Source organism: Streptomyces sp. CC208A (assembly GCF_030010625.1).
GTDB lineage: Bacteria > Actinomycetota > Actinomycetes > Streptomycetales > Streptomycetaceae > Streptomyces.
Map to the genome: position 1 here is coordinate 303347 of NZ_JASCXN010000004.1, position 22911 is coordinate 326257.

At 72.2% G+C, this 22911-nt stretch carries 25 protein-coding genes and 1 pseudogene; 12 read left to right on the top strand and 14 right to left on the bottom strand.

From position 1 onward, the window contains the following. Positions 1-261 precede the first annotated feature (261 nt). The 3 genes from QK442_RS07570 to QK442_RS07580 all read right to left on the bottom strand — a co-directional run bounded on the left by QK442_RS07570 (position 262) and on the right by QK442_RS07580 (position 1591). On the bottom strand, positions 262-513 hold the full coding sequence (locus QK442_RS07570) for a hypothetical protein (protein ID WP_282693065.1): 252 nt from the start codon (positions 511-513) through the stop codon (positions 262-264). Next, a complete protein-coding gene (locus QK442_RS07575; protein WP_282693066.1) occupies positions 510-863 on the bottom strand; it encodes a DUF6247 family protein in 354 nt (117 codons plus the stop codon). The genes QK442_RS07570 and QK442_RS07575 overlap by 4 nt, the downstream gene beginning before the upstream one ends. 581 nt (positions 864-1444) lie before the next feature. Beyond that, entirely contained in the window at positions 1445-1591 is a 147-nt protein-coding gene (locus tag QK442_RS07580) for a hypothetical protein (protein ID WP_282693067.1), read from the bottom strand. Between the two features lie 112 nt (positions 1592-1703). On the opposite strand from QK442_RS07580, the gene QK442_RS07585 reads away from it, so the two are divergent. The 6 genes from QK442_RS07585 (at position 1704) to QK442_RS07610 (ending at position 7934) form a co-directional block, all read left to right on the top strand. Next, positions 1704-2249, top strand: a complete 546-nt coding sequence (locus QK442_RS07585) for a UTRA domain-containing protein (RefSeq protein WP_282693068.1) — start codon at positions 1704-1706, stop codon at positions 2247-2249. Continuing rightward, a complete protein-coding gene (locus QK442_RS07590; protein ID WP_282693069.1) occupies positions 2249-3016 on the top strand; it encodes a GntR family transcriptional regulator in 768 nt (255 codons plus the stop codon). Before QK442_RS07585 ends, QK442_RS07590 begins: the two co-directional genes overlap by 1 nt. An 84-nt stretch (positions 3017-3100) precedes the next feature. Further along, entirely contained in the window at positions 3101-3721 is a 621-nt protein-coding gene (locus tag QK442_RS07595) for an NAD(P)H-dependent oxidoreductase (protein WP_282693070.1), read from the top strand. 32 nt (positions 3722-3753) lie between these two features. Beyond that, a complete protein-coding gene (locus QK442_RS07600; protein WP_282693071.1) occupies positions 3754-4209 on the top strand; it encodes a nucleoside deaminase in 456 nt (151 codons plus the stop codon). Between the two features lie 121 nt (positions 4210-4330). Further along, positions 4331-6397, top strand: a complete 2067-nt coding sequence (locus tag QK442_RS07605) for a hypothetical protein (RefSeq protein ID WP_282693072.1) — start codon at positions 4331-4333, stop codon at positions 6395-6397. A 4-nt stretch (positions 6398-6401) separates the two neighbouring features. Then, on the top strand, positions 6402-7934 hold the full coding sequence (locus QK442_RS07610) for a hypothetical protein (RefSeq protein ID WP_282693073.1): 1533 nt from the start codon (positions 6402-6404) through the stop codon (positions 7932-7934). Between the two features lie 9 nt (positions 7935-7943). Here the strand turns inward: QK442_RS07610 and QK442_RS07615 are convergent, their stop codons facing one another. The 8 genes from QK442_RS07615 to hemL all read right to left on the bottom strand — a co-directional run bounded on the left by QK442_RS07615 (position 7944) and on the right by hemL (position 16383). Then, on the bottom strand, positions 7944-8471 hold the full coding sequence (locus tag QK442_RS07615; protein WP_282693074.1) for an SRPBCC domain-containing protein: 528 nt from the start codon (positions 8469-8471) through the stop codon (positions 7944-7946). A gap of 37 nt (positions 8472-8508) precedes the next feature. Continuing rightward, the gene (ccsB, locus tag QK442_RS07620; RefSeq protein WP_282693075.1) at positions 8509-9585 is read right to left on the bottom strand and encodes a c-type cytochrome biogenesis protein CcsB; all 1077 of its coding nucleotides are present in this window, start codon (positions 9583-9585) and stop codon (positions 8509-8511) included. Continuing rightward, positions 9582-11303: a cytochrome c biogenesis protein ResB gene (locus tag QK442_RS07625; RefSeq protein WP_282693128.1), complete on the bottom strand. Its 1722-nt coding sequence runs from the start codon at positions 11301-11303 to the stop codon at positions 9582-9584. Before QK442_RS07625 ends, ccsB begins: the two co-directional genes overlap by 4 nt. A gap of 18 nt (positions 11304-11321) precedes the next feature. Further along, positions 11322-12059, bottom strand: a complete 738-nt coding sequence (locus QK442_RS07630) for a cytochrome c biogenesis protein CcdA (RefSeq protein WP_282693076.1) — start codon at positions 12057-12059, stop codon at positions 11322-11324. Positions 12060-12063: 4 nt separating this feature from the next. Then, a complete protein-coding gene (locus QK442_RS07635; RefSeq protein WP_282693077.1) occupies positions 12064-12678 on the bottom strand; it encodes a TlpA disulfide reductase family protein in 615 nt (204 codons plus the stop codon). Positions 12679-12835: 157 nt separating this feature from the next. Beyond that, a complete protein-coding gene (locus tag QK442_RS07640; RefSeq protein ID WP_282693078.1) occupies positions 12836-14092 on the bottom strand; it encodes a hypothetical protein in 1257 nt (418 codons plus the stop codon). Positions 14093-14365: 273 nt separating this feature from the next. Continuing rightward, a complete protein-coding gene (locus QK442_RS07645; RefSeq protein ID WP_282693079.1) occupies positions 14366-15079 on the bottom strand; it encodes a histidine phosphatase family protein in 714 nt (237 codons plus the stop codon). Then, entirely contained in the window at positions 15076-16383 is a 1308-nt protein-coding gene (hemL, locus tag QK442_RS07650) for a glutamate-1-semialdehyde 2,1-aminomutase (protein ID WP_282693080.1), read from the bottom strand. The genes QK442_RS07645 and hemL overlap by 4 nt, the downstream gene beginning before the upstream one ends. Positions 16384-16650: 267 nt before the next feature. Between hemL and QK442_RS07655 the strand changes: the two genes are divergently transcribed. Then, entirely contained in the window at positions 16651-17250 is a 600-nt protein-coding gene (locus QK442_RS07655; protein ID WP_282693081.1) for a hypothetical protein, read from the top strand. Between the two features lie 185 nt (positions 17251-17435). After that, the gene (locus tag QK442_RS07660; RefSeq protein WP_282693129.1) at positions 17436-17828 is read left to right on the top strand and encodes a MerR family transcriptional regulator; all 393 of its coding nucleotides are present in this window, start codon (positions 17436-17438) and stop codon (positions 17826-17828) included. A 477-nt stretch (positions 17829-18305) separates the two neighbouring features. Here QK442_RS07660 and QK442_RS07665 read toward each other — a convergent pair whose 3' ends face one another. After that, positions 18306-19160: an ABC transporter substrate-binding protein gene (locus QK442_RS07665; RefSeq protein ID WP_282693082.1), complete on the bottom strand. Its 855-nt coding sequence runs from the start codon at positions 19158-19160 to the stop codon at positions 18306-18308. Between the two features lie 332 nt (positions 19161-19492). Between QK442_RS07665 and QK442_RS07670 the strand changes: the two genes are divergently transcribed. Beyond that, positions 19493-19732 (top strand): hypothetical protein, encoded by a 240-nt coding sequence (locus tag QK442_RS07670; protein ID WP_282693083.1) that lies wholly within the window; start codon positions 19493-19495, stop codon positions 19730-19732. A gap of 16 nt (positions 19733-19748) precedes the next feature. Here QK442_RS07670 and QK442_RS07675 read toward each other — a convergent pair whose 3' ends face one another. Next, complete coding sequence (locus tag QK442_RS07675) at positions 19749-20324, bottom strand: TIGR03086 family metal-binding protein (RefSeq protein ID WP_282693130.1); 576 nt, start codon at positions 20322-20324, stop codon at positions 19749-19751. A gap of 279 nt (positions 20325-20603) precedes the next feature. Here QK442_RS07675 and QK442_RS07680 point away from each other — a divergent pair. Both QK442_RS07680 and QK442_RS07685 read left to right on the top strand, forming a co-directional pair. Then, positions 20604-21023: pseudogene (locus QK442_RS07680) on the top strand (DUF6597 domain-containing transcriptional factor); the annotation flags it as partial. A 73-nt stretch (positions 21024-21096) separates the two neighbouring features. Further along, positions 21097-21573 (top strand): GNAT family N-acetyltransferase, encoded by a 477-nt coding sequence (locus QK442_RS07685; RefSeq protein WP_282693131.1) that lies wholly within the window; start codon positions 21097-21099, stop codon positions 21571-21573. Here the strand turns inward: QK442_RS07685 and QK442_RS07690 are convergent. Further along, positions 21557-21997, bottom strand: coding sequence for a GNAT family N-acetyltransferase (locus QK442_RS07690; RefSeq protein WP_282693084.1), 441 nt, complete (start codon positions 21995-21997; stop codon positions 21557-21559). The genes QK442_RS07685 and QK442_RS07690 overlap by 17 nt on opposite strands. A 170-nt stretch (positions 21998-22167) precedes the next feature. Between QK442_RS07690 and QK442_RS07695 the strand changes: the two genes are divergently transcribed. After that, positions 22168-22902, top strand: coding sequence for a Mut7-C RNAse domain-containing protein (locus QK442_RS07695; protein ID WP_282693085.1), 735 nt, complete (start codon positions 22168-22170; stop codon positions 22900-22902). Positions 22903-22911: the final 9 nt, after the last annotated feature.

Consider the following 22911-nt stretch of genomic DNA (forward strand, 5'->3'; position numbering starts at 1 on the left):
GCCGGTCCACGAGCCAGTGGGGCGTCCTCCCGATGGGGGCGATCGGCGGAGCCGATGGGCTCTCCCCGCCCTCACTGGCCGCGCCCGGCGCGTGGCCGACACCCGACGGCGTGCGGGCGGGCCGCATGCCAGGCGCGTACACAGGCACCCGTCGGCACAACAACCGGACGTGGCCGGTCAGTCCTGCCGGAACGCCAGTCGGGCTGAGGCCGTGTGCTCGCCCTCTCGCACCTCGGGCGCGGCCATAAGGGCAGGGCGTCCTCAGAGGTAGGTCACCTGGAGGACGTATCCGCACTCGTAGCGCGGGACGAGGAGGAAGACGAACATCCCGCCGGGAACACGCACGTGTTCGCTCCTGGGGTTCTCTCCCTGGAACAGGGCCCCGTCGAGGTAGAGGGCTTCCGCCGCTCTGACCAGCTCATCGGCCCTCTTCTCCACTTCGGCGACGAAGGCCGGCGGAGCGCCTCCGATGACGTGCTCCTCGCTGGGGTCGTACTCCCACCTCCAGCTCACCCACCCACCGCCTTGTGCGCGGCACGGATGATGTCCCCGGCCGCCCGTACGTGCCGACGGCTCTCTTCCGGGTCCTCGGCGATCTGCGCCAGGTATTCGGCGCGGCGCAGTTCGCGGGCGGTGTCGGGGAACCGCTCGATCTCGATGACGGCGGCCCACTGGCTCAGGAACATGCGCAGAGGGGTGATGTCGCTCTGTTCGATGGCCTCCGTCACGGCCGCGCGCTGGCTGGCGTCCATCTCGGGCAACCGCTCGGGAGCGACGACCGCGAGGGCTGCCCGCAGGGCGGCGGGAGTCCGTTCGGGGCGTGGGATGAGTTCTCCGGCGTAGTCGGGCTGTGTCGTCACCATGTCCTCCAAGGGGTGTCGGTCAGCGTATCCAGCCAGAGCGCGGCCTGTGCCGACCACGCTCGTACGGGCGCGGGACGGGCGAGACCCGTTACGGCGCCTCACGTGCCGGGCACCGGATGGCACGGGCACCCGCACACGAGGTACCGCACTCCCGGTACGCCACTGTCACGGCGTACGTGGTTACGGCAGCGGTCGTGACGGCCGACCATGCAGCGCGGCGACCGGAACTCCAGCTCGGGCTCCGTCGTAAGGACGCGGGCCAGCAGGGAAACACTCGCCGCGTCAGCGATCTCCGGTGTCACCCACCAGCCGTCGCCCGCGCGATCGCGGTGCAGCCCTTCGTGCCCCACGGGGAGCACGCAGACCGCACCGCCCCACACCGGGCGCACCACCTCCGCGACGGCAAAGACGGACCGCCGCGCCCCGCAGCGGCTCATCGAACGCCTCCGGCGTGGATGTTCCGGTGGTCGACGTACACCCCGACCGTCGCCAGCCACAACGCCCGTCGCCCCCGCTTGCGATATCGCTGACCCTCTGGCGGAGGAGAGGGCTCCCCTTCTGGTCCTCGGCGCCCGGTTCGTTCACCGCCCGGTCTCTTCCCAGGTCTCGAACCACCGGTCGAGGAACTTCCGCCAGCCGGCCTCGGAGCGGGCTTGGAGGGCCGGACTCAGGTCCGTCGGCGGTACGGGAGTACCGGGCCGCGGTTCGTCAGGATCCGTCGTCTCCATGAGCCTAACCTTAAGCGCACACCACTTTAAGCGGTAAGTCATTAAGGGTGAGTGAGGGTGGTGGCGGGCGAGGAAGTAGGGTCGCTGACAACAGTGAGCTGGAGGTAGGAACATGTCGGGCGATGCGTGGATCAGCGAGACCGCGCCGTACCTGGCCCCGCGCGAGCCCGGCCAGAGCGACGCGTGGACCGATGAGGCCGCTCGCCGGGGGCGCCGTGGCGGCCAACGGCTTCTCCAGACGGGCGAAGCGGACGCCCCCGATGCCGTCCGCGCCGCCCTGGGGCTGTCCGCCGCCGAGCTCGTGGTCGTCAGGCGTCGGCTGATCCTGCTGGACGACCGGCCCGTGGAACTGACCGACTCCTACTATCCCGTCTCCATCGCGGGCGGCACGCCCCTCGCGGAACCGCGCAAGGTACCCGGCGGCGCCGTCACCCTCCTCAAGGAGCTGGGGTACGTCGGCGCCGAGGTCGTCGAGGACGTGAGCGCCGCCCTCGCCACGGCGGAGGAGCGCGAGCACCTGGGGCTGCCCGAGGGGAGTGCCGTCCTGCGGCTGCTCCGCCTGACGCGTACCGCCGACGGGACACCGATGGAGGCGGCCCTGATGACCATGCCGGCCGGGCGGCACCTCACGTACCGGCTCGGGAAGCAGGGCGCGTGATGGCGAAGGAGTTCACAGACCCGAGATCGCCGCACCAGAGGATCGCGGCGGAGATCCGGCGGCGGATCATCCGGGGAGAGCTCTCGCCGGGAAGCAAGCTGGGGTCCACGGCCGAACTGATGGAGCAGTACGGCGGCGTGGCCAACACGACCGTCCAGAAGGCCCTCCAGATGCTGAAGGCCGAGGGGCTTCTCGAAGGGCTCCCCGGCAAGGGCGTGTACGTGCGGCAGCACGCGCAGCAGTCCATCGAGCCGGTCTCCTGCATGAAGCCGGCCGGGCCGGGCGAGCCCTACCCGTGGGTGTCCGAGGCCGCGCGGCGGCAGCAGGCGGGCAAGGTGCGGCTCCTCGACGTCGAGGTCGTCGTCCCGCCGCAGGAAGTGGCCGCAGCCCTGCGGTTGGAGGACGGCGAGCGGGCCGTGCTCCGCAAGCAGATCCTGTTCCTGGACGAGGAGCCGACGGAGCTCACGCGGTCGTACTACCCGCTCGGCCTGGTCGAGGGCACGGCCGTGCTGGAGAAGAAGCGGATTCGGGGTGGCACACCGGCGCTGCTCGACTCGATGGGCTTTCCCCCGCGCGAGTTCGTGGACGAGCTGTCGTCCGAGATCCCGACGGAGGAAGAGGTCGTCGCGCTGGAACTTCCGAAGGACATGCCCGTCCTCGTCGCCTTCCGGGTGGTGTACTCCGACGGCGGACGTCCGATCGAGGCCACACTGATGACGAAGGCGGCGCACCGGTACCGGATGCGCTACAGGCTGCCTGTGACGTAGCGCGCCTCGGCGGCGGGGGACCGGAATACCTCCCCGTGCGGCGGAGTTGGCAACCGGTACCCCACGAGACCGGAGCGCACAGACATGACCCTCGACGCCGTACACGTACCGGATCGCTCGTTCCTCTTCGTCCTCGGCAGCTCCCGTGCCGGCGGGAACTCCGAGATACTCGCCCGGGCCGCCGCCGCGCACCTGCCCGCCGGGGCAGCGCAGCGGTGGGTGGATCTGAACGACCTCGACCTGCCCGACTTCCGGGACGGGCGGCACGAGGGTGGCGGGCGGCTGGTCACGGCGGACGAGGAGATGTTGCGGGAGGCCACGATGGAGGCCAGCGACATCGTCATCGTCTCGCCGCTCTACTGGTACAGCCTCTCCGCCCAGGCCAAGCGCTACCTGGACTACTGGTCGGGGTGGCTGAACGTGCCCGGATCGGACTTCAAGGGGCGCATGGCGGGCGGCACGCTGTGGGGGGTCACCGCCATGGCGCACGACGAGCACGTCGTCGCGGACGGGCTGGTGACCGGCCTGAGCCATTCGGCGGCCTATCTGCGGATGCGGTTCGGCGGGGTGCTGACGGGGACGGGCTCCCGGCCCGGGCGGGTGCGGGCCGACGAGCAGGCGATGAACCGTGCCCGGACCTTCTTCCGGAGTGAGGCGCCGCTCGCCCGCTTCCCCTATGAGTCCTCCGAGGTCGCGGTCGTGTGACGTCGGACGTCCCTCGGGGAAGAAGTCACCCCATGGATCTTCAGGAACAGGACCGCCGGTGGCTCGCCACCGCCCTCGCCGAGGCCCGCGCCGGGTTCGCCGAGGGCGGGGTGCCGATCGGGGCCGCGCTCTACGGGGCGGACGGGACGCTGCTCGGGCGTGGGCACAACCGGCGCGTGCAGGACGGGGACCCTTCGGCGCACGCCGAGACCGACGCCTTCCGGGACGCCGGCCGGCAGCGCTCGTACCGGGGGACGACGATGGTGACGACGCTCTCGCCCTGCTGGTACTGCTCCGGGCTCGTGCGGCAGTTCGGGATCTCGCGGGTCGTCGTCGGGGAGGCGGAGACCTTTCACGGCGGGCACGACTGGCTCGCCGGGCACGGGGTCGAGGTCGTGGTCCTCGACGATCCCGAATGCGTCGCCCTGATGCGGGAGTTCATCGCCGCCGAACCCGCTCTGTGGCACGAGGACATCGGGGAGGCGTGAGATCGCCCTACCGGCGGTAGCCCCCAATCCCGCCAATCCCTGGCCTCCTCCCAACTCCCCGCCGATAATCGTTATTTGACGCTGTGACGGGGCACAACTCGTGTGAATCGGGGGGTGGCGGGTGGACAGAGAGCTGTACGGCCGCGAGGCGGTCCTGGAAGCGCGCGGGCTCGCCGCCCGGCTCGTCGGGCTCGGGCCGTACGGGGAGGGTCGCGTGCCCTTCGAGCACGGGGAGGATCCGCCCGTCACCGTCTTCACCGGCGGGCGCGGCATGGGCAAGACCGTGCTGCTCAAGGAGGTCCGCAACCGGTACCGCGGCTTCACCCCGCTCGCGCTGCTCGACTGCGCCCGGATCGAGGAGCCCGCCGACCACGGGGCCGGCTGGTCGCCGGTCACCGGGGCCCTCGGCGAGCTGGCCGTGCAGCTCGGGCAGCGGGGCGAGGCCGTCAGGGCCGTGCCCTTTCCCCGACTGGCGCTCGGGCTCGTCGCCGTCACCTCGGTCGGGTGGACCCGGGAGGACGACGAGGGGGCCCGCCGGGACCTGCTGCGGCTCGGACCGCTGCTCGGCACCGTGGACGCCGGGCGGGCCGCCGCCGCCTCCTGGGTCGGCAACGTCCTCGCCAGGCTCGCCGGGACCGCCGCCGAGGCCGGCGCGCCGTTCGCGGGGCTGGTCGCCGAGGCCACCGTCGAGACCTTCGTCGAGGAGTTCTTCGGTCTCTTCCGGCGGGCCCCCGAGGACTGGTTCGGCGGCTACCGCACCGCCGGCGGCCGGGGCCGCGCCGGGCTCCAGCAGCTCGCCGCCGACTTCGCCCAGGGCGGGCCGCGCCGCGAGGAGGCCGAGGCGTTCCTCGTCCTCACCCTCACCGAGGACCTGCTCCGCGCCTACACCGGGCTGCACCGCGGCGGCCGCGTCGGGCGCCCCCTGCTCCTCCTCGACAACGCCCACGAACCCGTCGGCCGCGCCCTGGTCGAACCGATTCTGCGGGCCCGCGCCGACGGCCGCCGCGACCGTACCGTCGTCCTCGCCGCCTCCCGGCTCCGCGAGCACGACGCCTTACGCCACGCCACCCGCGTCCGGCTGCCGGAGACCGCCCACCAGGCCCCGTGCCCGCGCACCAGCCGGGTCGGCTCCGGGCTCCTCGCCGTCGACCTCACCCCGCTCACCCCCGTCCAGGCCCGCACCGCCTTCGACCGCCGCGACCGGGCGGGGTACGCCCCGGCCACGCTCTCCCGGGCCGTCCACCGGCTCACCGGCGGCCGGCCCCTCGGCGTCGACCTGCTGGCCCGCGCCGTCGCCGAGGTCCCGCCCGCCGACCGCACCGCGCTCACCCCCGCCGACCTCCTCGACCTCACCGTGGAGCTCCGCGAGGACAGCGCGCCCGTCCCGGCCGCCCCCGCCCTGCTCGCCGCCCTCCTGCCGGTGCCCCGGACGGAGCCGTACGCGGTCCTCGCCGCCGCCCACGACGAGGAGTCCGCCCGCCGCCTCGCCCAGGCCCGGCTGCCCGGCGAGTCCCGCGAGGGCGACGTCGCCCTCCGCGTCCGCGACCGGCTGCGCGCCGAGCACGGCACCGAGCGGCCCGGCCACTTCGTCGGCGACCCGCTGCTTCGCGCCCTGCTGCTGCACCGGCTCCGCTTCGAGGACGCCGACCACCCCCACTACTCCGCCTGGCGGGCCGTCCACGAGACCCTCCGCCGCCACTACGGGCCGCAGCCCGGCCCGTACCGGCTCCACCACGACCTGGCCCTCGGCGAGACCGCCGAGGCCGTCGCCCACCTGCGGCTCACCTTTCCCGGGCCGGACGTCCTCGGCTGGCTCGGCCGGCTGCGGTTCATCGGCTCCGCCCCGTACCCGCGCGAGCGCGGCCGCGCCCGTACCGACCCCGACCCGCGCCGGGCCGTCGCCCTCGGCCAGGGACCCGATCCGGCGCTCCCCGAGGGACTCGACCGGGAGTCCGCCGAACTGCACCTGTCCGTACGGCGGTTGCTGCACGCCGTATGGCTGCTCACCGATCCGCTCGCGCTGCCCGACGAGGAGGTCACCGAGCTGCTGGCGTACGAACTGCGCCGGCTCTCCGGCCGCCACCTCACCGGCAGCGGTCCACTGTGGGACGCGGCCGGCCACTGGCCGCGGGACATCCGCGCCTGGCGGGAGCTCTCGCTGCCGCCCGGCCGCGAGGACGGAGTCTGACGCCATGCTCGACCGACTGCGCCGCCGCTTCTTCTGGACCCCCCGGCAGAAGCTCCTCACCCTGCTCGTCGCGACCGCCCTCGTCGTCGGCATCGGCGGCTACGGGCTCACGAAGTACCTCGCCCCGGAGGACCGTTCCTGCGCCCCCGGGGTCGACCGGCCCGCCGGCAGCGAGGAGTGCGTCGGCGTCAACGGGACCGGACACGACTTCCGTGTCCCCGCCCTCACCGCGATCACCGCCGCCATCGGCCGCGAGAACGCCTCCCTCAAGGAGGGCGAGTACGTCACCGTCGCCGTCCTGCTGCCGATCACCGCCACCGACCCCGGCACCGCCACCAAGATCCTCCGCGAGCTCCAGGGCGCCTACGCCTACCAGTACCGGGCCAACCACGAGTCCAACAGCCAGACCCCCAGGATCCGGCTCGCCCTCGCCAACACCGGCAACCGCAACGCCCACTGGCGCACGGTCGTCGACCGGCTCACCGCCATGACCGGTGCCCCCGACCGGCTCCGCGCCGTCTCCGGCGTCGCCACCTCCTCCCCCGAGGTACGGGAGGCGGTCACCGCCCTCACCGGCGCCGGGATCGCCGTCGTCGGCACCACCATCACCGCCGACGACCTCGCCAACGGCCCCGGCCGCAACCCCTTCCCCGGCCTCGCCCGGGTCTCCCCCACCAACAGCGACGAGGCGAAGGCCCTCGCCCACTTCGGCAAGGTCGACGCCTCCCGCGCGATCCTCGTCCAGGACTCCCGCACCGGCGACCACTACATCGACACCCTGCGGTCCGCCTTCGCCGCCTCCCTCAAGGGCGCCCCCTACGAGCCGCAGCTCTACACCTCGCCGGAGGACAACACCCAGGAGGGCCACACCGCCAACACCTTCCGCCAGATCACCCACCTGATCTGCGACACCCGAGCCGAGACCGTCTTCTTCGCCGGCCGCCACACCCAGCTGCGCCAGTTCATCAACGCGCTCGGCTCCCGCGGCTGCGCCGACCGCTCCTTCACCGTCCTCACCGGCGACGAGGGCTCCTACCTCGGCGCCGACGAGAAGCTGAACCGCGCGGCCCTCCGCAAGAAGCTCACCGTCCGGTACGCGGCGCTCGCCCACCCCGACGCCTGGAAGCCCGCACCGGGCCGGACGGTACCGGAGACCGGCGGCTCGGTCGTCGCCTTCGAGACCTTCCTGACCGACATCGCCCGCGCCGACGCGAAGCCGGTACCGCTCAGGGACGGGCAGGCGATCATCGCGTACGACGCGATGGCGACAGCCGTCCACGCGATCCGCCAGGCCACCCCCGCCGACGCCCCCTACCCGGAGCTCGCCGACGTCGGCACCCAGTGGCCGCAGGTCAAGGGCTCGCTGCGGGTGCAGGGCGCGAGCGGCTGGATCTGCCTGGACAACCACGGCAACCCGTACAACAAGGCGGTCCCGATCGTGGAGCTCGCCCCCGACGGCACCCAGCGCTTCGTCCAGACCGCCTGGCCGGAGGGCAAGCCCCCGGCGGCCTCCTGCCTGCCGCCGAAGAAGGGGTAGTCGTAGCTTCTAGGGCACCCACCTGGGCCAGGGCGCCTCGTCCCTGGCGTACAGCTCCCGCAGCTCGGCGCGGCGGTCGGGCGTCCAGTCCCGCCAGTCCGTCGGCCGCCCGTCCAGTGCGTCCCGCAGCCCCTCGAAGCGCTCGTGCCAGTCGGCCAGGCGGTCCAGCATGAGCTCCCGGTCGCCGCGGAACTCGTGGGTGAAACGCAGCACGGTCGACCCTCCGCCGGCGGCCGGTTCCAGATGGAACCGGATCCGCTCGTGCGGAGGACCGACCGTGTACTCGGCCACGCGGTCCATGTCCCAGGCGGTCACCCGCCCGGAGAGTTCCGTGCCGCTGTCGAGGCGGCGGAGGACGACCCGCCCGCCGAGCCTCGGCTCCAGCGGATCCGCCGCGCCGAACCAGGACGGCAGCCCCTCGGGCGAGGCGACCGCCGCCCACACCACCGGCTGCGGGTGCGGCAGCTCGATCGCGTACCGCAGCAGGTGCGTGTCGCCGTCGTGGGTCTCGCTCCTGCCCCGGGGTATCTCGGTCATACCTCCAGCGTGGCCCCGCTGAGGGGGCCGTGCCAGCTCAGACGCCCGCGTAGGAGTGCAGGCTGTTGACGAAGATGTTCACACCGTAGTAGTTGAAGAGGAAACAGGCGAAGGCGACGAGCGCGATGTACGCGGCCTTGCGGCCCTTCCAGCCGGCCGTGGCCCGGGCGTGCAGGTAGGCGGCGTACCCGACCCAGGTGATGAAGGACCAGACCTCCTTGGCGTCCCAGCCCCAGTAGCGGCCCCACGCGTCACCGGCCCAGATGGCGCCCGCGATGATCGTGAAGGTCCACAGCGGGAAGATCGCCGCGTTGACCCGGTAGGCGAACTTGTCGAGGGTGGCGGCGGCGGGCAGCCGCTCCAGGACGGAGCGGGCGAAGCGGCCCGGCGTGCCGCCGCCCGCGAGCTTGTTCTCGTACGAGTCGCGGAAGAGGTACAGCAGGGTGGCGACGGCGCCGAGGTAGAGCACGGCGCCGCAGAAGATCGCGGTGGAGACGTGGATCCACAGCCAGTACGAGTCGAGGGCCGGGACCAGCTGGTCGCTCTCGGTGTACAGCAGGGTGGTCGCCACGCCCAGGTCGAGCAGGACCGTCGTCACCAGCGGCAGGCCGATCCAGCGGACGTTCCTCCCCGCGAGCAGGAAGGCCAGGTAGACGCCGACCGCCACGGTGGAGAAGGTGGTGGAGAACTCGTACATGTTGCCCCAGGGGGCGCGCTGCACGGAGACCGCGCGGGCGATCACGCCGACCGCTTCCAGGGCGAAGGCGAGGACGGTGAGCGCGACGGCGATCCGGCCGTACAGGTCGCCCTTGACGGTGCCGCCGGCCGCGCCGGGGCCGTCGGGGACGTCGCGGGCACCGGCGGCGGAGCGGGTGACGATCTTCGGCTTCTCCAGGACGGTGGTGCCACCGGCCTTCTTGACCTGCACCGACACCGTGGCCTTGGGCTCCGGCCGCGTCAGCGCGGCGGCGGTGCGGCCGACCTTGCTGCGGCTGCCGAACACCCACTCGGCGATGTGGGCGAGGAAGGCCAGGGTGTAGACGGCCATCGAGGCGTAGACGAACTCGTTGCTGAGCTGCGCCAGGCTTTCGTTGGTCTCGGCGGCGAGGATCACTTCTCGACCCCTTCTGATGCGTCTGCGTCTTCTGATGCGTCGGCGTCGGCTTCTGCTTCGGCGGGTTCCGGCGCCGGGGGCGCCTGGGCGGTGAGCGCGACCGCGAGATCGGCGAGCTCCTCGGGCAGCTTGGCGGACTCGCCGCGGCCGAGGCCCGCCATCTCGACGACGGTCACGCCGTCCTCACCGCGGACGGCCCGGATCCAGATCCGGCGCCGCTGGATGAAGAGCGAGCCGGTGAGCCCGGCGATCGCGGCGACGGCGCCGGTGAGGGCGAGGCCGTTGCCCGGCTGCTGGGTGACCTGGAAGGACGCCCACTCCTTGATCTCCTTCTCGAAGGTGATCGAACCGGCGCCGTCGGGCAGGGTCATCGTCTCGCCGGGTCGCAGCCGCTTGGCGACGCCGGTGCCCTCGCCGATCTCGAACTGGGTCATCTTGGAGGTGTCGAGCTGGTACACGTTCTGCGGCAGGCCGGAGTCGACGCCCAGGCTGCCGTAGTAGCCGGTGAGCGCCATCACGGGGAAGTCGAGGGCGGGGAACTGGGAGAACATGCTGCCCTGCCCGTCACCCGCGAAGGTGGGCACGAAGAAGGCCTGGAAGCCGAGCTGTTCCTTCTCCCCGTTCTTGTTGCGGTAGCCGTCCATCACCTTGATCGCACCGGTGGAGGTGACGTTGTTGTCGATGGGCAGCAGCGGGACGGCGCCGTGGAAGACGGTCTTCCCCTTGCCGTCCTTGACGGTGACGACCGGCGCGTAGCCGTGGGCGAGCAGGAAGACCTTGGAGTCGCCGATCTTCAGCGGCTCGTTGACCCGGATGACCGCCTTCTTGTCCTTGCCGTCGGCCTGGCTGTAGGTGACGGCCGCCTCGAAGGTGCGGGGGGTGCCGCGCTGCGGGCCGCTCTGCTCGTACGTACCGGTGAAGGTGTCCAGGGTGAAGCTGAACGGTTCCAGCTCGTCGACGCCGAACTGGGAGCCGGACTTGAAGTCGTCGTACTGGCTGAGCGTGTTGGAGAAGCCCTCGCCCTCGACGATCAGCTTGCCGCCCTCGGACTTGAAGAGCACGCCCCAGGCGAAGGCGATCAGCATCACGATCAGGGCCAGGTGGAAGACCAGGTTGCCGGCCTCGCGGAGGTAGCCCTTCTCGGCGGCGACGGCGTCCCCGGCCGTACGGCTCCGGAAACGGCGTCCCTTGAGGAGGGCGAGGGCCGCCTCGCGGACCTCCTCGGGGTCGGCCTCGGTGCGCCAGGTCGTGTACGCGGGGAGGCGGGTGAGCCGCTTGGGGGCGCCCGGCGGCAGGCCGCGCAGCTGGCCGACGAACTGCCAGGTGCGCGGGACGATGCAGCCGATGAGGGAGACGAAGAGCAGGATGTAGATCGCGGAGAACCACACCGAGCTGTAGACGTCGAAGAGCTGGAGCTTCTCGTAGAGCGGGGTGAGCGTCTCGTGCGCCGCCTTGAAGTCGGCGACCTTCATCTCGTCCGCGCTGGTCTGCGGGATGAGGGAGCCGGGGACGGCGCCGAGGGAGAGCAGGAAGAGCAGGATCAGCGCCACCCGCATGGAGGTGAGCTGGCGCCAGAACCAGCGGATCCAGCCGACGACGCCGAGGGCGGGGCCGCCGATGGCGCTGTCTTCCCGCGGGGCGGTGGACAGGTCCGCGCCCGCGGTGTCGGCCGCATCCGGCGCATCCGGTGTATCCGGCGTATCCGGCGTATCAGTCATTTCGGTCTTGCTCATGGATCAGATTCCCACCGTGAAACCGCTGGACCAGCCCTGCATCGTGGAGACCATGCTGTCCCAGACGCCCGTGAGGAGCAGGACACCGGTGACGATCATCATGGCGCCGCCGATCCGCATCACCCACGCGTAGTGCTTCTTCACCCAGCCGAAGGCGCCGAGCGCCTTGCGGAAGGCGACGGCGGCGAGGACGAAGGGGACGCCGAGGCCGAGGCAGTACGCGAGGGCCAGTATCGCCCCGCGTCCGGCGCTGGCCTGTTCGATCGCGAGCGCGTTGACCGCCGCGAGGGTCGGGCCGATGCACGGGGTCCAGCCGATGCCGAACAGCGCACCGAGGAACGGGGCGCCGACGAGGCCCGCGGCGGGCTTCTTGTGGAAGCGGAACTCGCGCTGGGTGAACCAGGGCATCAGGCCGGCGAAGAAGAGGCCCAGCAGGATCATCAGGACACCGAGGACGGTGCTCAGGGTGTCGCCGTACCCCTGGAGGGTGGCACCGAACTGGCCGAAGAGGGCGCCGCCGGAGACGAAGACGGCGGTGAAGCCGAGGACGAAGAGGGAGGCGCCGGCGGTCATCCGGCCGCGGCGGTTCTCGGCGAGGTCGGCGCCGGAGACGCCCGTCACGTAACTGAGGTAGCCGGGGACGAGCGGGAGCACACACGGCGAGAAGAAGGAGACCAGGCCCGCCAGGAGGGCGACGGGCACGGCGAGCAGGAGGGCTCCGCTGGTGACGGTCTCGTTCACCGGCTCACTTCTCCCGGAGCAGCGGGTCGATCATCGACCGCAGCTTGGTCTCGTCGAGGGCCATGAGCGCGCGGGCGGCGATCTTGCCCTCCTTGTCGAGGACGACGGTGGAGGGGATGCCCTTGGGGCTGAGGGTGCCCTTGGGGAATCCGAAGAGGATCAGCTTGCCGTCGCGGTCGTAGATGCTGGGGTAGGGGACCTTGTAGTCGTCCTCGAAGGCGAGGGCCTGCTGCTTGTTGCCGTCGCGGGTGTTGAGGCCGACGAAGGCCACGTCCTGGTCCTTGAGGTCGTTGGCGACCTTGACGAAGTGGGGGGCCTCGGCGCGGCACGGGCCGCACCAGGAGCCCCACACGTTGAGGACGACGACCTTGCCCTTGAGGTCGGCGACGTCGAGCCGCTCGCCGTCCAGCGTCTCGCCGGCGATCTCGTTGATGCCGGCGCGTTCGCCCTTGGCGACGGTGGAGACGCCGCCCTTGCTGGTGACGAAGTTGGTGTTGCCGCCGCCCGACGTGCCGTTGTCGTCGCCGCCGCAGGCGGAGAGCGCGAGGGCGGCGGACAGCACGCCGACGGCGGCGAGGGCGCGTCGGGGGGCACGGCGGAGGCCACGGCTAAGGCTCATGTGAAAAGTTTCGCATGGGCGTTTGGGGGATCTTGGGCACCCCCACTACGTGCCCGGAACACCCCTTGTCAAGATCGGCTAAGGGATCGCCTGGGCGTCCGGGGTACGAGCTCAGGCGGCCTTGAGGTACGAGCTCAGACAGCCTTGAGGTACGAGCTCAGGCGGCCTTGAGGTACGAGCTCCAGCCGCCGGCCGGCTTCTGGCCGACGTCGAGGCCCCGGAGACGAGCGAGGATACGGGGATCCTGGGCGTCCATCCAGTCGGTGAACTGGCGGAACGAGACGAGCCGGACGTCCTTCTTCCCGGCCATCGCCTTGATGGCGTCCTCGACGGCGTCCATGTAGATGCCGCCGTTCCACTGCTCGAAGTGGTTGCCGACGAAGAAGGGCGCGCGGTTGGTCTCGTACGCGCGCGTGAAGCCGGCGAGCAGTGCGTCGGTGGCCTGCTTGCGCCAGCCGGGATAACGGGAGGGCATGCCCTGGGTCGAGTTCTTCGACTGGTTGGCGAGCATGTTGTAGTCCATGGACAGGACCTCGAAGGAGTGGCCGGGGAAGGGCACGGCCTGGAGGGGGAAGTCCCAGATGCCCTGGCGCTTGACCGGCCAGGTCTGGCGGCCGCCGGGCGAGCTGGCGTCGTAGCGCCAGCCGAGGCGCTTGGCGGTGGGCAGCAGGTTGTCCTGGCCGAGGAGGCAGGGAGTGCGGCCGCCGACGAGCTCCTTGGAGTAGTCGAAGGGCAGCGGGTCGAGCTCGGTCCAGCCGCTGTTGGTCTTCCACTCGGTGACGAACTTCACCGCCTGGTCGATCTCGCTCTGCCACTGGGCCGGGGTCCAGTTGCCGACGGAGCCGGAGCCGCCGCAGAAGTGCCCGTTGAAGTGGGTGCCGATCTCGTGGCCCTCGAGCCAGGCCTGGCGGACGTACTTGAGGGTGTCCTTGATGTGGTCGTCGGTGAGGTAGCCGATGTCGGAGGCGCCGACGCGGTTGTTCGGCGGCCGGTAGAGGTTCTTCTTCGACTCGGGGAGGAGGTAGATCCCGGAGAGGAAGAAGGTCATCGCCACGTCGTGGTTCTTGGCGAGTTCGAGGAAGCGCGGGAAGAGGCCGTTGCCGACCTCGCCGGCGCCGTCCCAGGAGAAGATCACGAACTGGGGCGGGGTCTGGCCGGGTTCGAGCGGGACGGGGGTGTCGGGCTGGTGCGGCTGCTTGCCGGTGTCCGCGGTGGAACCGTCACCGATGAGACGGACGTCGTCCTTGGTCGGGGTGGGCGTGGTGGCGCCGGTGCCGGTCGAGGGGGCGCCCCCCTTGTCCGGTCCGGAACTGCCCTTGCCGCCCTGCCCCTTGTCACTGCACCCAGCGATCCCGAGCGCGGCGGCCGCTCCGACTCCCGCCCCGAGAAGACCCCTTCGACTGATCCCGCGCATGTCATCCCCATTCGCGCTGCTGCATGAGCCGTATGACCCGAAACATCATCCAAACCGACAATGAGTGAGATGCAGGGATGAACACGGAGGTTCCGGCCACTCGCACAAAAATTTCAGGTCGTACGAAAACTTCAGGGCGTCCGGATGACATGTACATCATCCGAACGCCCTGAACTGTGGACCGGCGGGAGCCTCCTGTCCAGAGGCCGTCCGCCCTCCGGTGGGGACTACGGGGTGGGGCCTGCGGGGGACTATGGGGTGGGACTACGGCGGCTACGCGCCGAAGGCCTTCGCCTTCCCCTTCACCGGCTTGGCACCGGCCCGCAGGTGCACCGGCACCAGGTCGATCGCGGGCTCGCTGTACCCGACCGAGACGATCTTGTCGCCCTTGTACGTGAACGAGGTCAGCGAGGCCAGCGTGCACTGCCGGCGCCGCGGGTCGTGCCACAGCCGGCGCCGCTCCACGAAGGACCGCACGATCCAGATCGGCAGCTGGTGGCTGACGAGCACCGCCTCGTGACCGCGCGCCGCGTCCTTCGCCGCGTCCAGCGCCGCCATCATCCGCACGACCTGCTCGATGTACGGCTCGCCCCACGACGGCCGGAACGGATTGGTGAGGTGCTTCCAGTTGGCCGGCTTCTTCAGCGCCCCGTCGCCGACGCCGAAGGTCTTGCCCTCGAAGACGTTCGCCGCCTCGATAAGGCGTGAGTCGGTGGCCAGGTCGAGGCCGTGCGCCTTGGCGATCGGGGTGGCCGTCTCCTGCGCCCGCTCCAGCGGGGAGGCGACGACGTACGTGATGTCCCGCTCGGCCAGCGACTCGGCGACCCGGTCCGCCATCTTCCGGCCCAGCTCGGAGAGGTGGTAGCCGGCCCGGCGCCCGTACAGCACACCGTCCGGGTTGTGCACCTCGCCGTGGCGCATGAGGTGGACGACGGTGATGTCCTGGTCGCCCTTCACGGCCTCGGCGTTCTTCGCGTTCTCGCTCATGCGGTGGCCTCCGCGGCGGCGCGGGCGGCGGCCGGCAGCGCGGCGGCGATCCGCTCGACCGCGCGCTCGTCGTGCGCGGCCGAGACGAACCACGACTCGAAGGCCGACGGCGGCAGGTAGACGCCGTCCGCGAGCATCGAGTGGAAGAAGGCGTTGAAGCGGAAGGCCTCCTGCTTCTTCGCCTCGTCGTAGTTCCGCACCTCGTCGGCGGTGAAGAAGACCGAGAACATGTTGGACGCGGTCTGCAGCCGGTGCGCCACGCCCTCCTTGGCGAGCGCGCCGGTGACCAGGCCCTGGATCTCCTCCGAGACCGCGTTCACCTTCTCGTACGCGGCGTCGTCGAGCAGCCGCAGCTGCGCGAGCCCGGCGGCGGTGGCGATCGGGTTACCGGAGAGGGTGCCCGCCTGGTAGACCGGGCCCGCGGGGGCGAGGTGGCCCATGACGTCGGCGCGGCCGCCGAAGGCCGCCGCCGGGAAGCCGCCGCCCATGACCTTGCCGAAGGTCATCAGGTCGGGCTTCACGCCGTCCACGCCGTACCAGCCGGCCCGGCTCGTCCGGAAGCCGGTCATGACCTCGTCGGAGATGTACAGCGCGCCGTTCTCCCGGCACAGGTCCGCCAGGCCCTGGTTGAAGCCGGGCAGCGGCGGGACGACGCCCATGTTGCCCGGGGACGCCTCGGTGATCACACAGGCGATCTCGCCGGGGCGCGCGGCGAACGCGGCGCGCACGGCCTCCAGGTCGTTGTACGGCAGCACGATCGTGTCACCGGCCTGCGCGCCGGTCACGCCGGGCGTGTCGGGCAGCCCGAAGGTCGCGACGCCGGAACCGGCGGCGGCGAGCAGCGCGTCCACGTGGCCGTGGTAGCAGCCCGCGAACTTGACGACCTTCGCGCGCCCGGTGAACCCGCGGGCGAGCCGGATGGCGGACATCGTCGCCTCGGTGCCGGAGGAGACCAGGCGCACCTGCTCGACCGGCTCCACGCGGGCCACGATCTCCTCGGCGAGCGCGACCTCGCCCTCACCGGGGGTGCCGAAGGAGGTGCCGCGGGCCACGGCGGCCTGCACGGCGGCGGTCACCTCGGGGTGGGCGTGGCCGAGAATCATCGGTCCCCAGGAGCAGACGAGGTCGACGTACTCGCGACCGTCCGCATCGGTGAGGTACGGACCGGTGCCGGACACCATGAACCGGGGCGTTCCACCCACAGCCCGGAAGGCCCGCACCGGTGAGTTCACGCCGCCGGGCGTCACAAGGGACGCGCGGTCGAAAAGCGTCTGTGAGACTGGGGCTTCGTATGAATACGACACAGTGATCCTGACCTGCGAGTACGACGTCTGGTACGGAGGGACGGTGTGGGCACCCTGTGAATCAGGCCGGGGCGGCTGTCCTCCACGTCTGCGAAACTGGGGCGACTGGGGCGTCATAGGGATGGCTCACACAATCCATGGTGTCAGAGGCCACGTCGTTTCTTGCGGACAGGTGTTTCACCGTAAGAACGTGGGGGAGGTCACTGACACGGTGATCGGGTTGCGCGGCGGGGTCGTGTTGCCGAGAAAAAGCAGTCGGGTGGAGATATGCATCGCGGTGGCGGACCGGGCGAGGGGACGGACGACCTGGGTCCGGAGCCTGTCCGGCGGGGGAGGCACCGGCGTCGACGGGCCGAGGACCCGGCCGCGCCGGACGATCGCGTGTCCCCTGAGCAGCCCCCGGCGGATCCGCCCCTCGGAGGCCGCGGCTTGGCGGTGACGTACAAGTACTTCGGCGCGCCCGACGGCGCCACCGCGGCCCGCGTGCCGATCTCGATGCGCCCGGAGGAGCTGGGCGGCGACGAGCTCGGCATGGGCGGCATGTTCTCCAAGATCAAGCCCGAGACGATAGCGGCGATGGTCCTCACCGGCATCCAGGGCCTGCCGCTGCACAAGGTCCCCCCGCTGGAACTGGTCGTCCTGCACCCCGACTACGCGGTGGTGAAGCTCCCCACGACCGTGGTCGACCCGCTGCGCGCGATCGGCGAGGAGTCGGTCGGCGCCGCCGCCTTCATCTGGTCCACCGTCCCCGACCGCGGCGGCCCCCGCGACGCCTTCGACGTCTACCAGCTGCTCCACGAGTGGCAGGACTTCTCCGTCCGCCTCCACGAGGCCGGCCACCAGCCGTACTGCCTGGTCTGGCCCTGACGGCTGGCTCTTCCGCGTTTCCGACCGTCATAGCGCATGAAATTAGGACGAATCGGATGTAATGCGTGGAGGCCGGTGCACACAGGCGCCGTACGAGGAGGACCCCCGCCGTGACCGCAGTACGAACGTCCGCAGCCCGCATGCCCGGAGCACGCACCGGCACGAGTGCCGGCGTCGGCAGGCCCATGCAGCTCTCCGAGGTCGCCGCCCGCACCGAACTGCCCCTGCGCACCATCCGGCAGTACGAGGACTGCGGCCTCGTCGGCCCCTCGGCCGCCTCCCCGGGCGGCTTCCCGCTCTACACGGACGACGACGTGGCCCGGCTGATGGTGATCCGCCGCATGCAGCCCCTCGGCTTCGGCCTCGCCGAGGCCCGCGAACTCCTCACCGCCATGGACCGCCTGGCCGCCGACCTCCCCGACACGGACACCGCCCTCGACCCGGCCGAACGCGCCACCCTCGTCGCCCGCGTCCGCCGCTACGAGCAGGCCGCCACCGCCCGCGTCGCCGCCCTACGCCTGGAACTGGCCCGCGCCGAAGAATTCGCCACCTCCCTCCGCTCCCACCTCACAGCCTGACCGGCCTGACCCGCCTGACCGACGGCGCGCGGCTGGGGCAACCGGCCGAAGCCCGCGGCTGAGGTCCGCTGCCGGGGTCCGGGGCTGAGGTCCGCTGCCGGGGCACTCGGCTGGGGTCTGTGGTCGGAACTCCCGGCCGGGGACTCGACCGGGGCCCGCTGCCGGAGCTCCCGGCCGAGGGGGCTCGGTCGGGGGACTCCGACCGAGCCCACGACCGGAGCGCTCGGTCCCGGGGGCTCGACCTTGAGAGGAGGTCCCCGGGGCTCGATTCCAGGGGGCGGTCCCGGGAGGGCGGTCCCGGGGCTCGGTTCCAGGGGGCGGTCCCGGGAGGGCGGTCCCGGGGCTCGATCCCAGGAGGCAGTCCCGGGGAGGACGGTCCCTGGGGTCCGGTCCCTGGAGGGGGCCGTGGGGGACAGTCCCTGGGGGCGGGAAGCGGCGGTCCGGGGGCGGAGGCAGGGCCGACGGGCGAAGGCGGGGTCAGGGGCGCAGGGCCTCGGCCAGGGTGCGGAAGAAGCGGGCGTAGGCGGTCGGGCTCGGCGGGATCTCCGGATTCCACGGCACCAGCCGGGCACCCGCCGGCAGCCGCTCCGGGCCCTCGGGCCGGCCCGCATGGGCCCTGCTGTCGTACAGGACCAGCGCGGGGGCGAGATCGAGGGCCCGGTCCCACCCCGTGGTCAGCCAGTTCGCGCCGGGCCCCGGGCCCGGGTCGAGCAGCCGGACGCCCAGTCCGGCCAGCCGCGCCAGTTCCGGCCAGGCCGCCGGACGCGCCAGATGCACCTGCTCGGCACCGGCCCCGGAGAGCGCCAGCACCCCACACCCGGCCCCCGCCGCCGTGGCCGCTACCCGCACCTCGGCCTCCGCCGCCACCAGTTCCCCCGCGCCCGGCACCGGGACCGGGGCTCCGAGCGCCGCTCCCAGCTCTCCGAAGCGGCCGATGATCGCCGGCAGAGCGAGGTCGTTGCCGACGGAGAGCGCCGCCAAGGGCACCCCCAGCCTCTCCGCGACCCCCTCGTCCACGGCGTACGGGCTCTTCCCGTCATAGGTGACGTCCACCACCAGCTCCGGCTGCAGCTCCCGCAGCCGCTCCTTCGCCAGGTCCGGCCCCGGCCCCAGGTACGGAACCCCGGCCGCCGTGAGCCCGCCGTCCTTCGCCGGGTCCGGCTCCGCCCCGTCGTGCCCGGAGCCGTACACCGCGACCGGCGTCACCCCCAGGTCGAGCAGGGCGGCCCCGGCCCGTATGTAGGCGAGGACCCGCGCGGGCCCGGCCGGCGCCCTCAGCTCCGCTCCCCTGTCGTCCGTGAAACCCCATCCGTGCGCACCCGTTCCGGACATGCGGCTGCTCCCTCCCGGCCGGAATCTGCCTCCCCCGCCACCTTCGAGCGCTTCCCCGCCCGGCACAAGAGGGCCTCCCTCTCCAGCGCAGGGGGCCTCCCCTCCGGTCCAAGGGATCTCCGCCCTCCGGTGTGAGAGGCCCCTCGCCGAGACCGCCGCCCGACCGCCCCGGCCGGGACTCAGGTCCCGAACCCCCTGCCGAAAGTCCCTCACCCCGGTGTCAACTGAACGGGTCGGGAGGAAGCAGCAGGAATCACCTTTCCCGCCGTGCCCACACGCCACCTGCCAGGGTGTGCGCCGTGCGTCGGCCATTTCGCCCCGGAGCCACCGTCATGTCCGTGCCCGGCCCGTTCTCCGACCCCCGTGTCCTCGCCCTCTTCGCCCTGCTCGCCGTCGTCACCGGCGTCCGGCTGACGAGGGGCCTGCGCGCCCGCCGCCGGTCCCGCGCGCGGACGCCGTTGGACCGCGTCTGGCACCCGCAGGAGTCGGTACCGCTGACCCCGGCGGAGGAGCTCGCCTTCGGCGAGGTCGTCTCCCGCCTCTCCCTCACCTCTTCGGGCCGCCTGCGCTGACGCCCCTCCCGTTCTCTCAGCCGGCCGGCCAGGCCCGCGGGTCGCGGCCCGTCGTCGCCAGCAGCCGCTCGAGGGCGCTCGCCCCGGCCGGCAGGTCGACGGCCTCGGCGAAGACGTTCATCTTCCGGGCCATCGGCGCCATCCGCTCCACCTCGTCCGCCAGCCCGGCCACCACCACCGGATCCGGCACGAACTCCCGTCCGGTCGCCCGTGCCAGATCCCACCCGTGCACAGTGAGGTCGAGCAGCACCATCGAGCCGACCGTCCGGGCCGGCAGCCCCATCGCCCCCGCGGTCCCCTCCTCGGCCCCCGGCGCCGCCCACGCTTCCACCAGCCGCCTGGTCTCCGCCGCGAACTCCCCCCGCCAGCCCGGCTCCGCGACCCGGTCCGGGGTCGTGGAGAAGTCGGCCTCCTGCTTGGCCGCCAGCGCCTGGAAGTTCACGACGACCGAGAACAGGTGGTTCAGCAGCGCGCGCACGTCGTACTCGGCGCAGGGCGTGGGCGCGCCGAGCGAGACGTCCTCCGTGCTTTCGACCAGGGGGACGGCCAGGTCGGCGGCGGCGCGGAGCAGATCGCCGATGCGGTGATCCATGTTCTCGATGGCAAGGTGCGTGTCGTCGCTGCGAACGCTGGTGTCGTCGGTGCCCGAGTGCGTGTCGTCGTACGTCATGACCCCGACGCTAGGAAAACTCCCCGGGCCGGTCTTGAAGAAACGCGTCACGGCCCCTGACCCGCCCCGGATCCCCACCCCTAGGGGCAGCACGGGCCAAGGCTCGGCCGGCCCCACCCCCCTCCGGCAGCCCGGGGCGTCCGACTGCCCGAGGCGTCCGACGACTGCCCGACACGTTCGACTGCTCCTAGGATCGACGCCATGCCCGACTCCGCCCCGCGCCGGGACACTCGGGGCATCGTCGCCCCGGCCGAACTGTTCTCCCGCGTCCGCTTCCGCCGGCACGCCCCGGCACCGGAGCTGCGCCCGTATCTGGAGCACTACTGGCTGATCGACTGGGCGCTGCCGGAGCCGTACACCACCCAGGTCGTCCCGCACCCGTCGGTGAACATCGTCTTCGAGCAGTACGAACCACTCGGCTCCTTCTCCCCTTTCCCTTCTCTCGCCCGCTCGGCGGCCGAGGTCTCCGGAATCGGGCTCAGGCTCTTCACGAAGCGGCTCGAAGGGGCGGGCCGGGTCTGCGGGGTGCAGTTCCGGCCCGGCGGCTTCCGCCCCTTCGCCCCGGCGTGGCCGGTCTCGGCCTGGACGGGCCGCCGGGTCCCGCTGCCCGAGGTCTTCCCCGGCACCACCGCGTTCTCCGGCGGCCGAGCCACCGACGAAACCGTCCTCTCCGCCGTCCTCGGAGGACGCAGGACTGCTGCGCGCGCTGAACGCCCCGGAGCTGATGGAGCACCTGGGCGGCCCGGAGACCGAGGAGCAGCTGGACCGCCGCCACCGCCGGTACGTGGACCTGAGCACCGACACCACGGGCAGGGGCCGGATGTCCCGGATCGTGCTGCTGCCGGAGGAGCGGGCCCTGGGCAACATCGGCTTGTGGGTGAGCACCTGGCAGGACGAACCGGTGTACGAGACGGGCTGGGCGGTGCTGCCGGGCTTCCAGGGCCGCGGCGTCGCGACCCTGGCCGCGCGCGCGGTGGCGGAGCGGGCCCGGGCCGCGGGCCTCCACCGCCACCTGTACGCCTTCCCGTCGGTGGAGAACGCCGCGTCGAACGCGGTGTGCCGCAAAGCAGGCTTCGACCTGCTCGGGGAGCAGGACCTCGAGTACCCGCCGGGTCGGCCGATGCGCTGCAACGTCTGGCGGCTCGACCTGGGAGCTACCGAGGCTCGGTGAGCGGCCGGACGAAGTGGAAGGCCACGATGTCGAAGCGCTCACGCAGGTAGAAGCGGTGGGCATCGGTGCGCTGGGTGCCGGAATCGAGGTTCAGCTCGTGGCAGCCGGCCGCGCGGGCGTGGCCCTCCAGATGGGCGATGAGCGCGTGGCCCACGCCGGTGGAGCGGACTGCGGAGGCGGTCACCAGGTCGTCGACGTACAGCTGGCTGAGCGAGCTGGTGTTGAAGACGAGCCGCCAGCCGGCCGCGCCGACGCAGCGGCCGTCGTCGCCGTAGGCGGCCGAGAACCGCAGCCCCTGCGCGTGGCCGCGCTCGTACACCTCCCGGAAGAGGGCGGGGGTGAGGTGCGGGCGGAGCTCGACGAGGACCGGCAGGAGGTCGCTCTCCAGCCGGGGGTCGCCGGGTTCGAGGTCGATGATCTTCATGCGGGGACGGTAACCCAGCCACGCCCGCCTCCCGTCGGCACCTACCGACGCCCACCCCCGCCAGCACCCGGCCCCGTCGCCAGCCGGCAGGCTCCGCCCCGCCACCGGCCACCGCGACCCCGCCCGGAAATGCCTGGCCCCCCGTCCCGGCCCGATGCGATCCTGTCCCCGTGAACGGACCGGAGATCCAGATCAGTTTCGCCCCCGGCCTGGCCATCTTCGTCGCCGCCGAGCGGCGCTCGGGACGGACCACCGTGGCCACCGACGGCGTCTCCTCTCTGGGCCACGTCGTCGAGTCCCTCGGCGTCCCGCTCACCGAGGCGGGCCGGCTCCTCGTCGACGGCCGCCCGGTGGCCCCCTCGCACGTGCCGACGGCCGGTGAGACCGTCGAGGTCGAGGGCGTCGTCCGCCCGCAGCCGGTGCCCGGCGCGCCCCTCCGGTTCCTGCTCGACGTGCACCTGGGCACCCTGGCCCGGCGGCTGCGACTCCTTGGTGTCGACGCCGCGTACGAGAGCGAGGACATCGGCGACCCGGCCCTCGCCGCGCTCTCCGCACGGGAGCGGCGGGTCATGCTCTCCCGCGACCGGGGGCTGCTGCGCCGCCGCGAACTGTGGGCGGGGGCGTACGTGTACAGCGACCGGCCCGACGACCAGCTCCGTGACGTCCTGGAGCGCTTCGCGCCGCCGCTGGCGCCCTGGACCCGCTGCACCGCCTGCAACGGGCTCCTGACGGAGACCGGCAAGGACGAGGTCCGCGCGCGTCTGGAGCGGGGCACCGAGAAGACGTACGACGTCTTCGCCCAGTGCGAGGAGTGCGACCGGGTCTACTGGCGGGGCGCGCACCACGCCCGCCTGGAGGCGATCGTCGACGAGGCGGTACGGGAGTTCGGCGCCGCCGCCTCGTGACAGAGCCCG

Excerpts from the sequence above, each read along its gene's own strand:
- QK442_RS07575 (WP_282693066.1), bottom strand. The coding sequence starts at position 863 with ATGGTGACGACACAGCCCGACTACGCCGGAGAACTCATCCCACGCCCC.
- QK442_RS07580 (WP_282693067.1), bottom strand. The coding sequence starts at position 1,591 with ATGGAGACGACGGATCCTGACGAACCGCGGCCCGGTACTCCCGTACCG.
- QK442_RS07585 (WP_282693068.1), top strand. The coding sequence starts at position 1,704 with ATGTCGGGCGATGCGTGGATCAGCGAGACCGCGCCGTACCTGGCCCCG.
- QK442_RS07590 (WP_282693069.1), top strand. The coding sequence starts at position 2,249 with ATGGCGAAGGAGTTCACAGACCCGAGATCGCCGCACCAGAGGATCGCG.
- QK442_RS07595 (WP_282693070.1), top strand. The coding sequence starts at position 3,101 with ATGACCCTCGACGCCGTACACGTACCGGATCGCTCGTTCCTCTTCGTC.
- QK442_RS07600 (WP_282693071.1), top strand. The coding sequence starts at position 3,754 with ATGGATCTTCAGGAACAGGACCGCCGGTGGCTCGCCACCGCCCTCGCC.
- QK442_RS07610 (WP_282693073.1), top strand. The coding sequence starts at position 6,402 with ATGCTCGACCGACTGCGCCGCCGCTTCTTCTGGACCCCCCGGCAGAAG.
- QK442_RS07615 (WP_282693074.1), bottom strand. The coding sequence starts at position 8,471 with ATGACCGAGATACCCCGGGGCAGGAGCGAGACCCACGACGGCGACACG.
- QK442_RS07625 (WP_282693128.1), bottom strand. The coding sequence starts at position 11,303 with ATGACTGATACGCCGGATACGCCGGATACACCGGATGCGCCGGATGCG.
- QK442_RS07635 (WP_282693077.1), bottom strand. The coding sequence starts at position 12,678 with ATGAGCCTTAGCCGTGGCCTCCGCCGTGCCCCCCGACGCGCCCTCGCC.
- QK442_RS07640 (WP_282693078.1), bottom strand. The coding sequence starts at position 14,092 with ATGCGCGGGATCAGTCGAAGGGGTCTTCTCGGGGCGGGAGTCGGAGCG.
- QK442_RS07645 (WP_282693079.1), bottom strand. The coding sequence starts at position 15,079 with ATGAGCGAGAACGCGAAGAACGCCGAGGCCGTGAAGGGCGACCAGGAC.
- QK442_RS07655 (WP_282693081.1), top strand. The coding sequence starts at position 16,651 with ATGCATCGCGGTGGCGGACCGGGCGAGGGGACGGACGACCTGGGTCCG.
- QK442_RS07660 (WP_282693129.1), top strand. The coding sequence starts at position 17,436 with ATGCAGCTCTCCGAGGTCGCCGCCCGCACCGAACTGCCCCTGCGCACC.
- QK442_RS07665 (WP_282693082.1), bottom strand. The coding sequence starts at position 19,160 with ATGTCCGGAACGGGTGCGCACGGATGGGGTTTCACGGACGACAGGGGA.
- QK442_RS07670 (WP_282693083.1), top strand. The coding sequence starts at position 19,493 with ATGTCCGTGCCCGGCCCGTTCTCCGACCCCCGTGTCCTCGCCCTCTTC.
- QK442_RS07675 (WP_282693130.1), bottom strand. The coding sequence starts at position 20,324 with ATGGATCACCGCATCGGCGATCTGCTCCGCGCCGCCGCCGACCTGGCC.
- QK442_RS07690 (WP_282693084.1), bottom strand. The coding sequence starts at position 21,997 with ATGAAGATCATCGACCTCGAACCCGGCGACCCCCGGCTGGAGAGCGAC.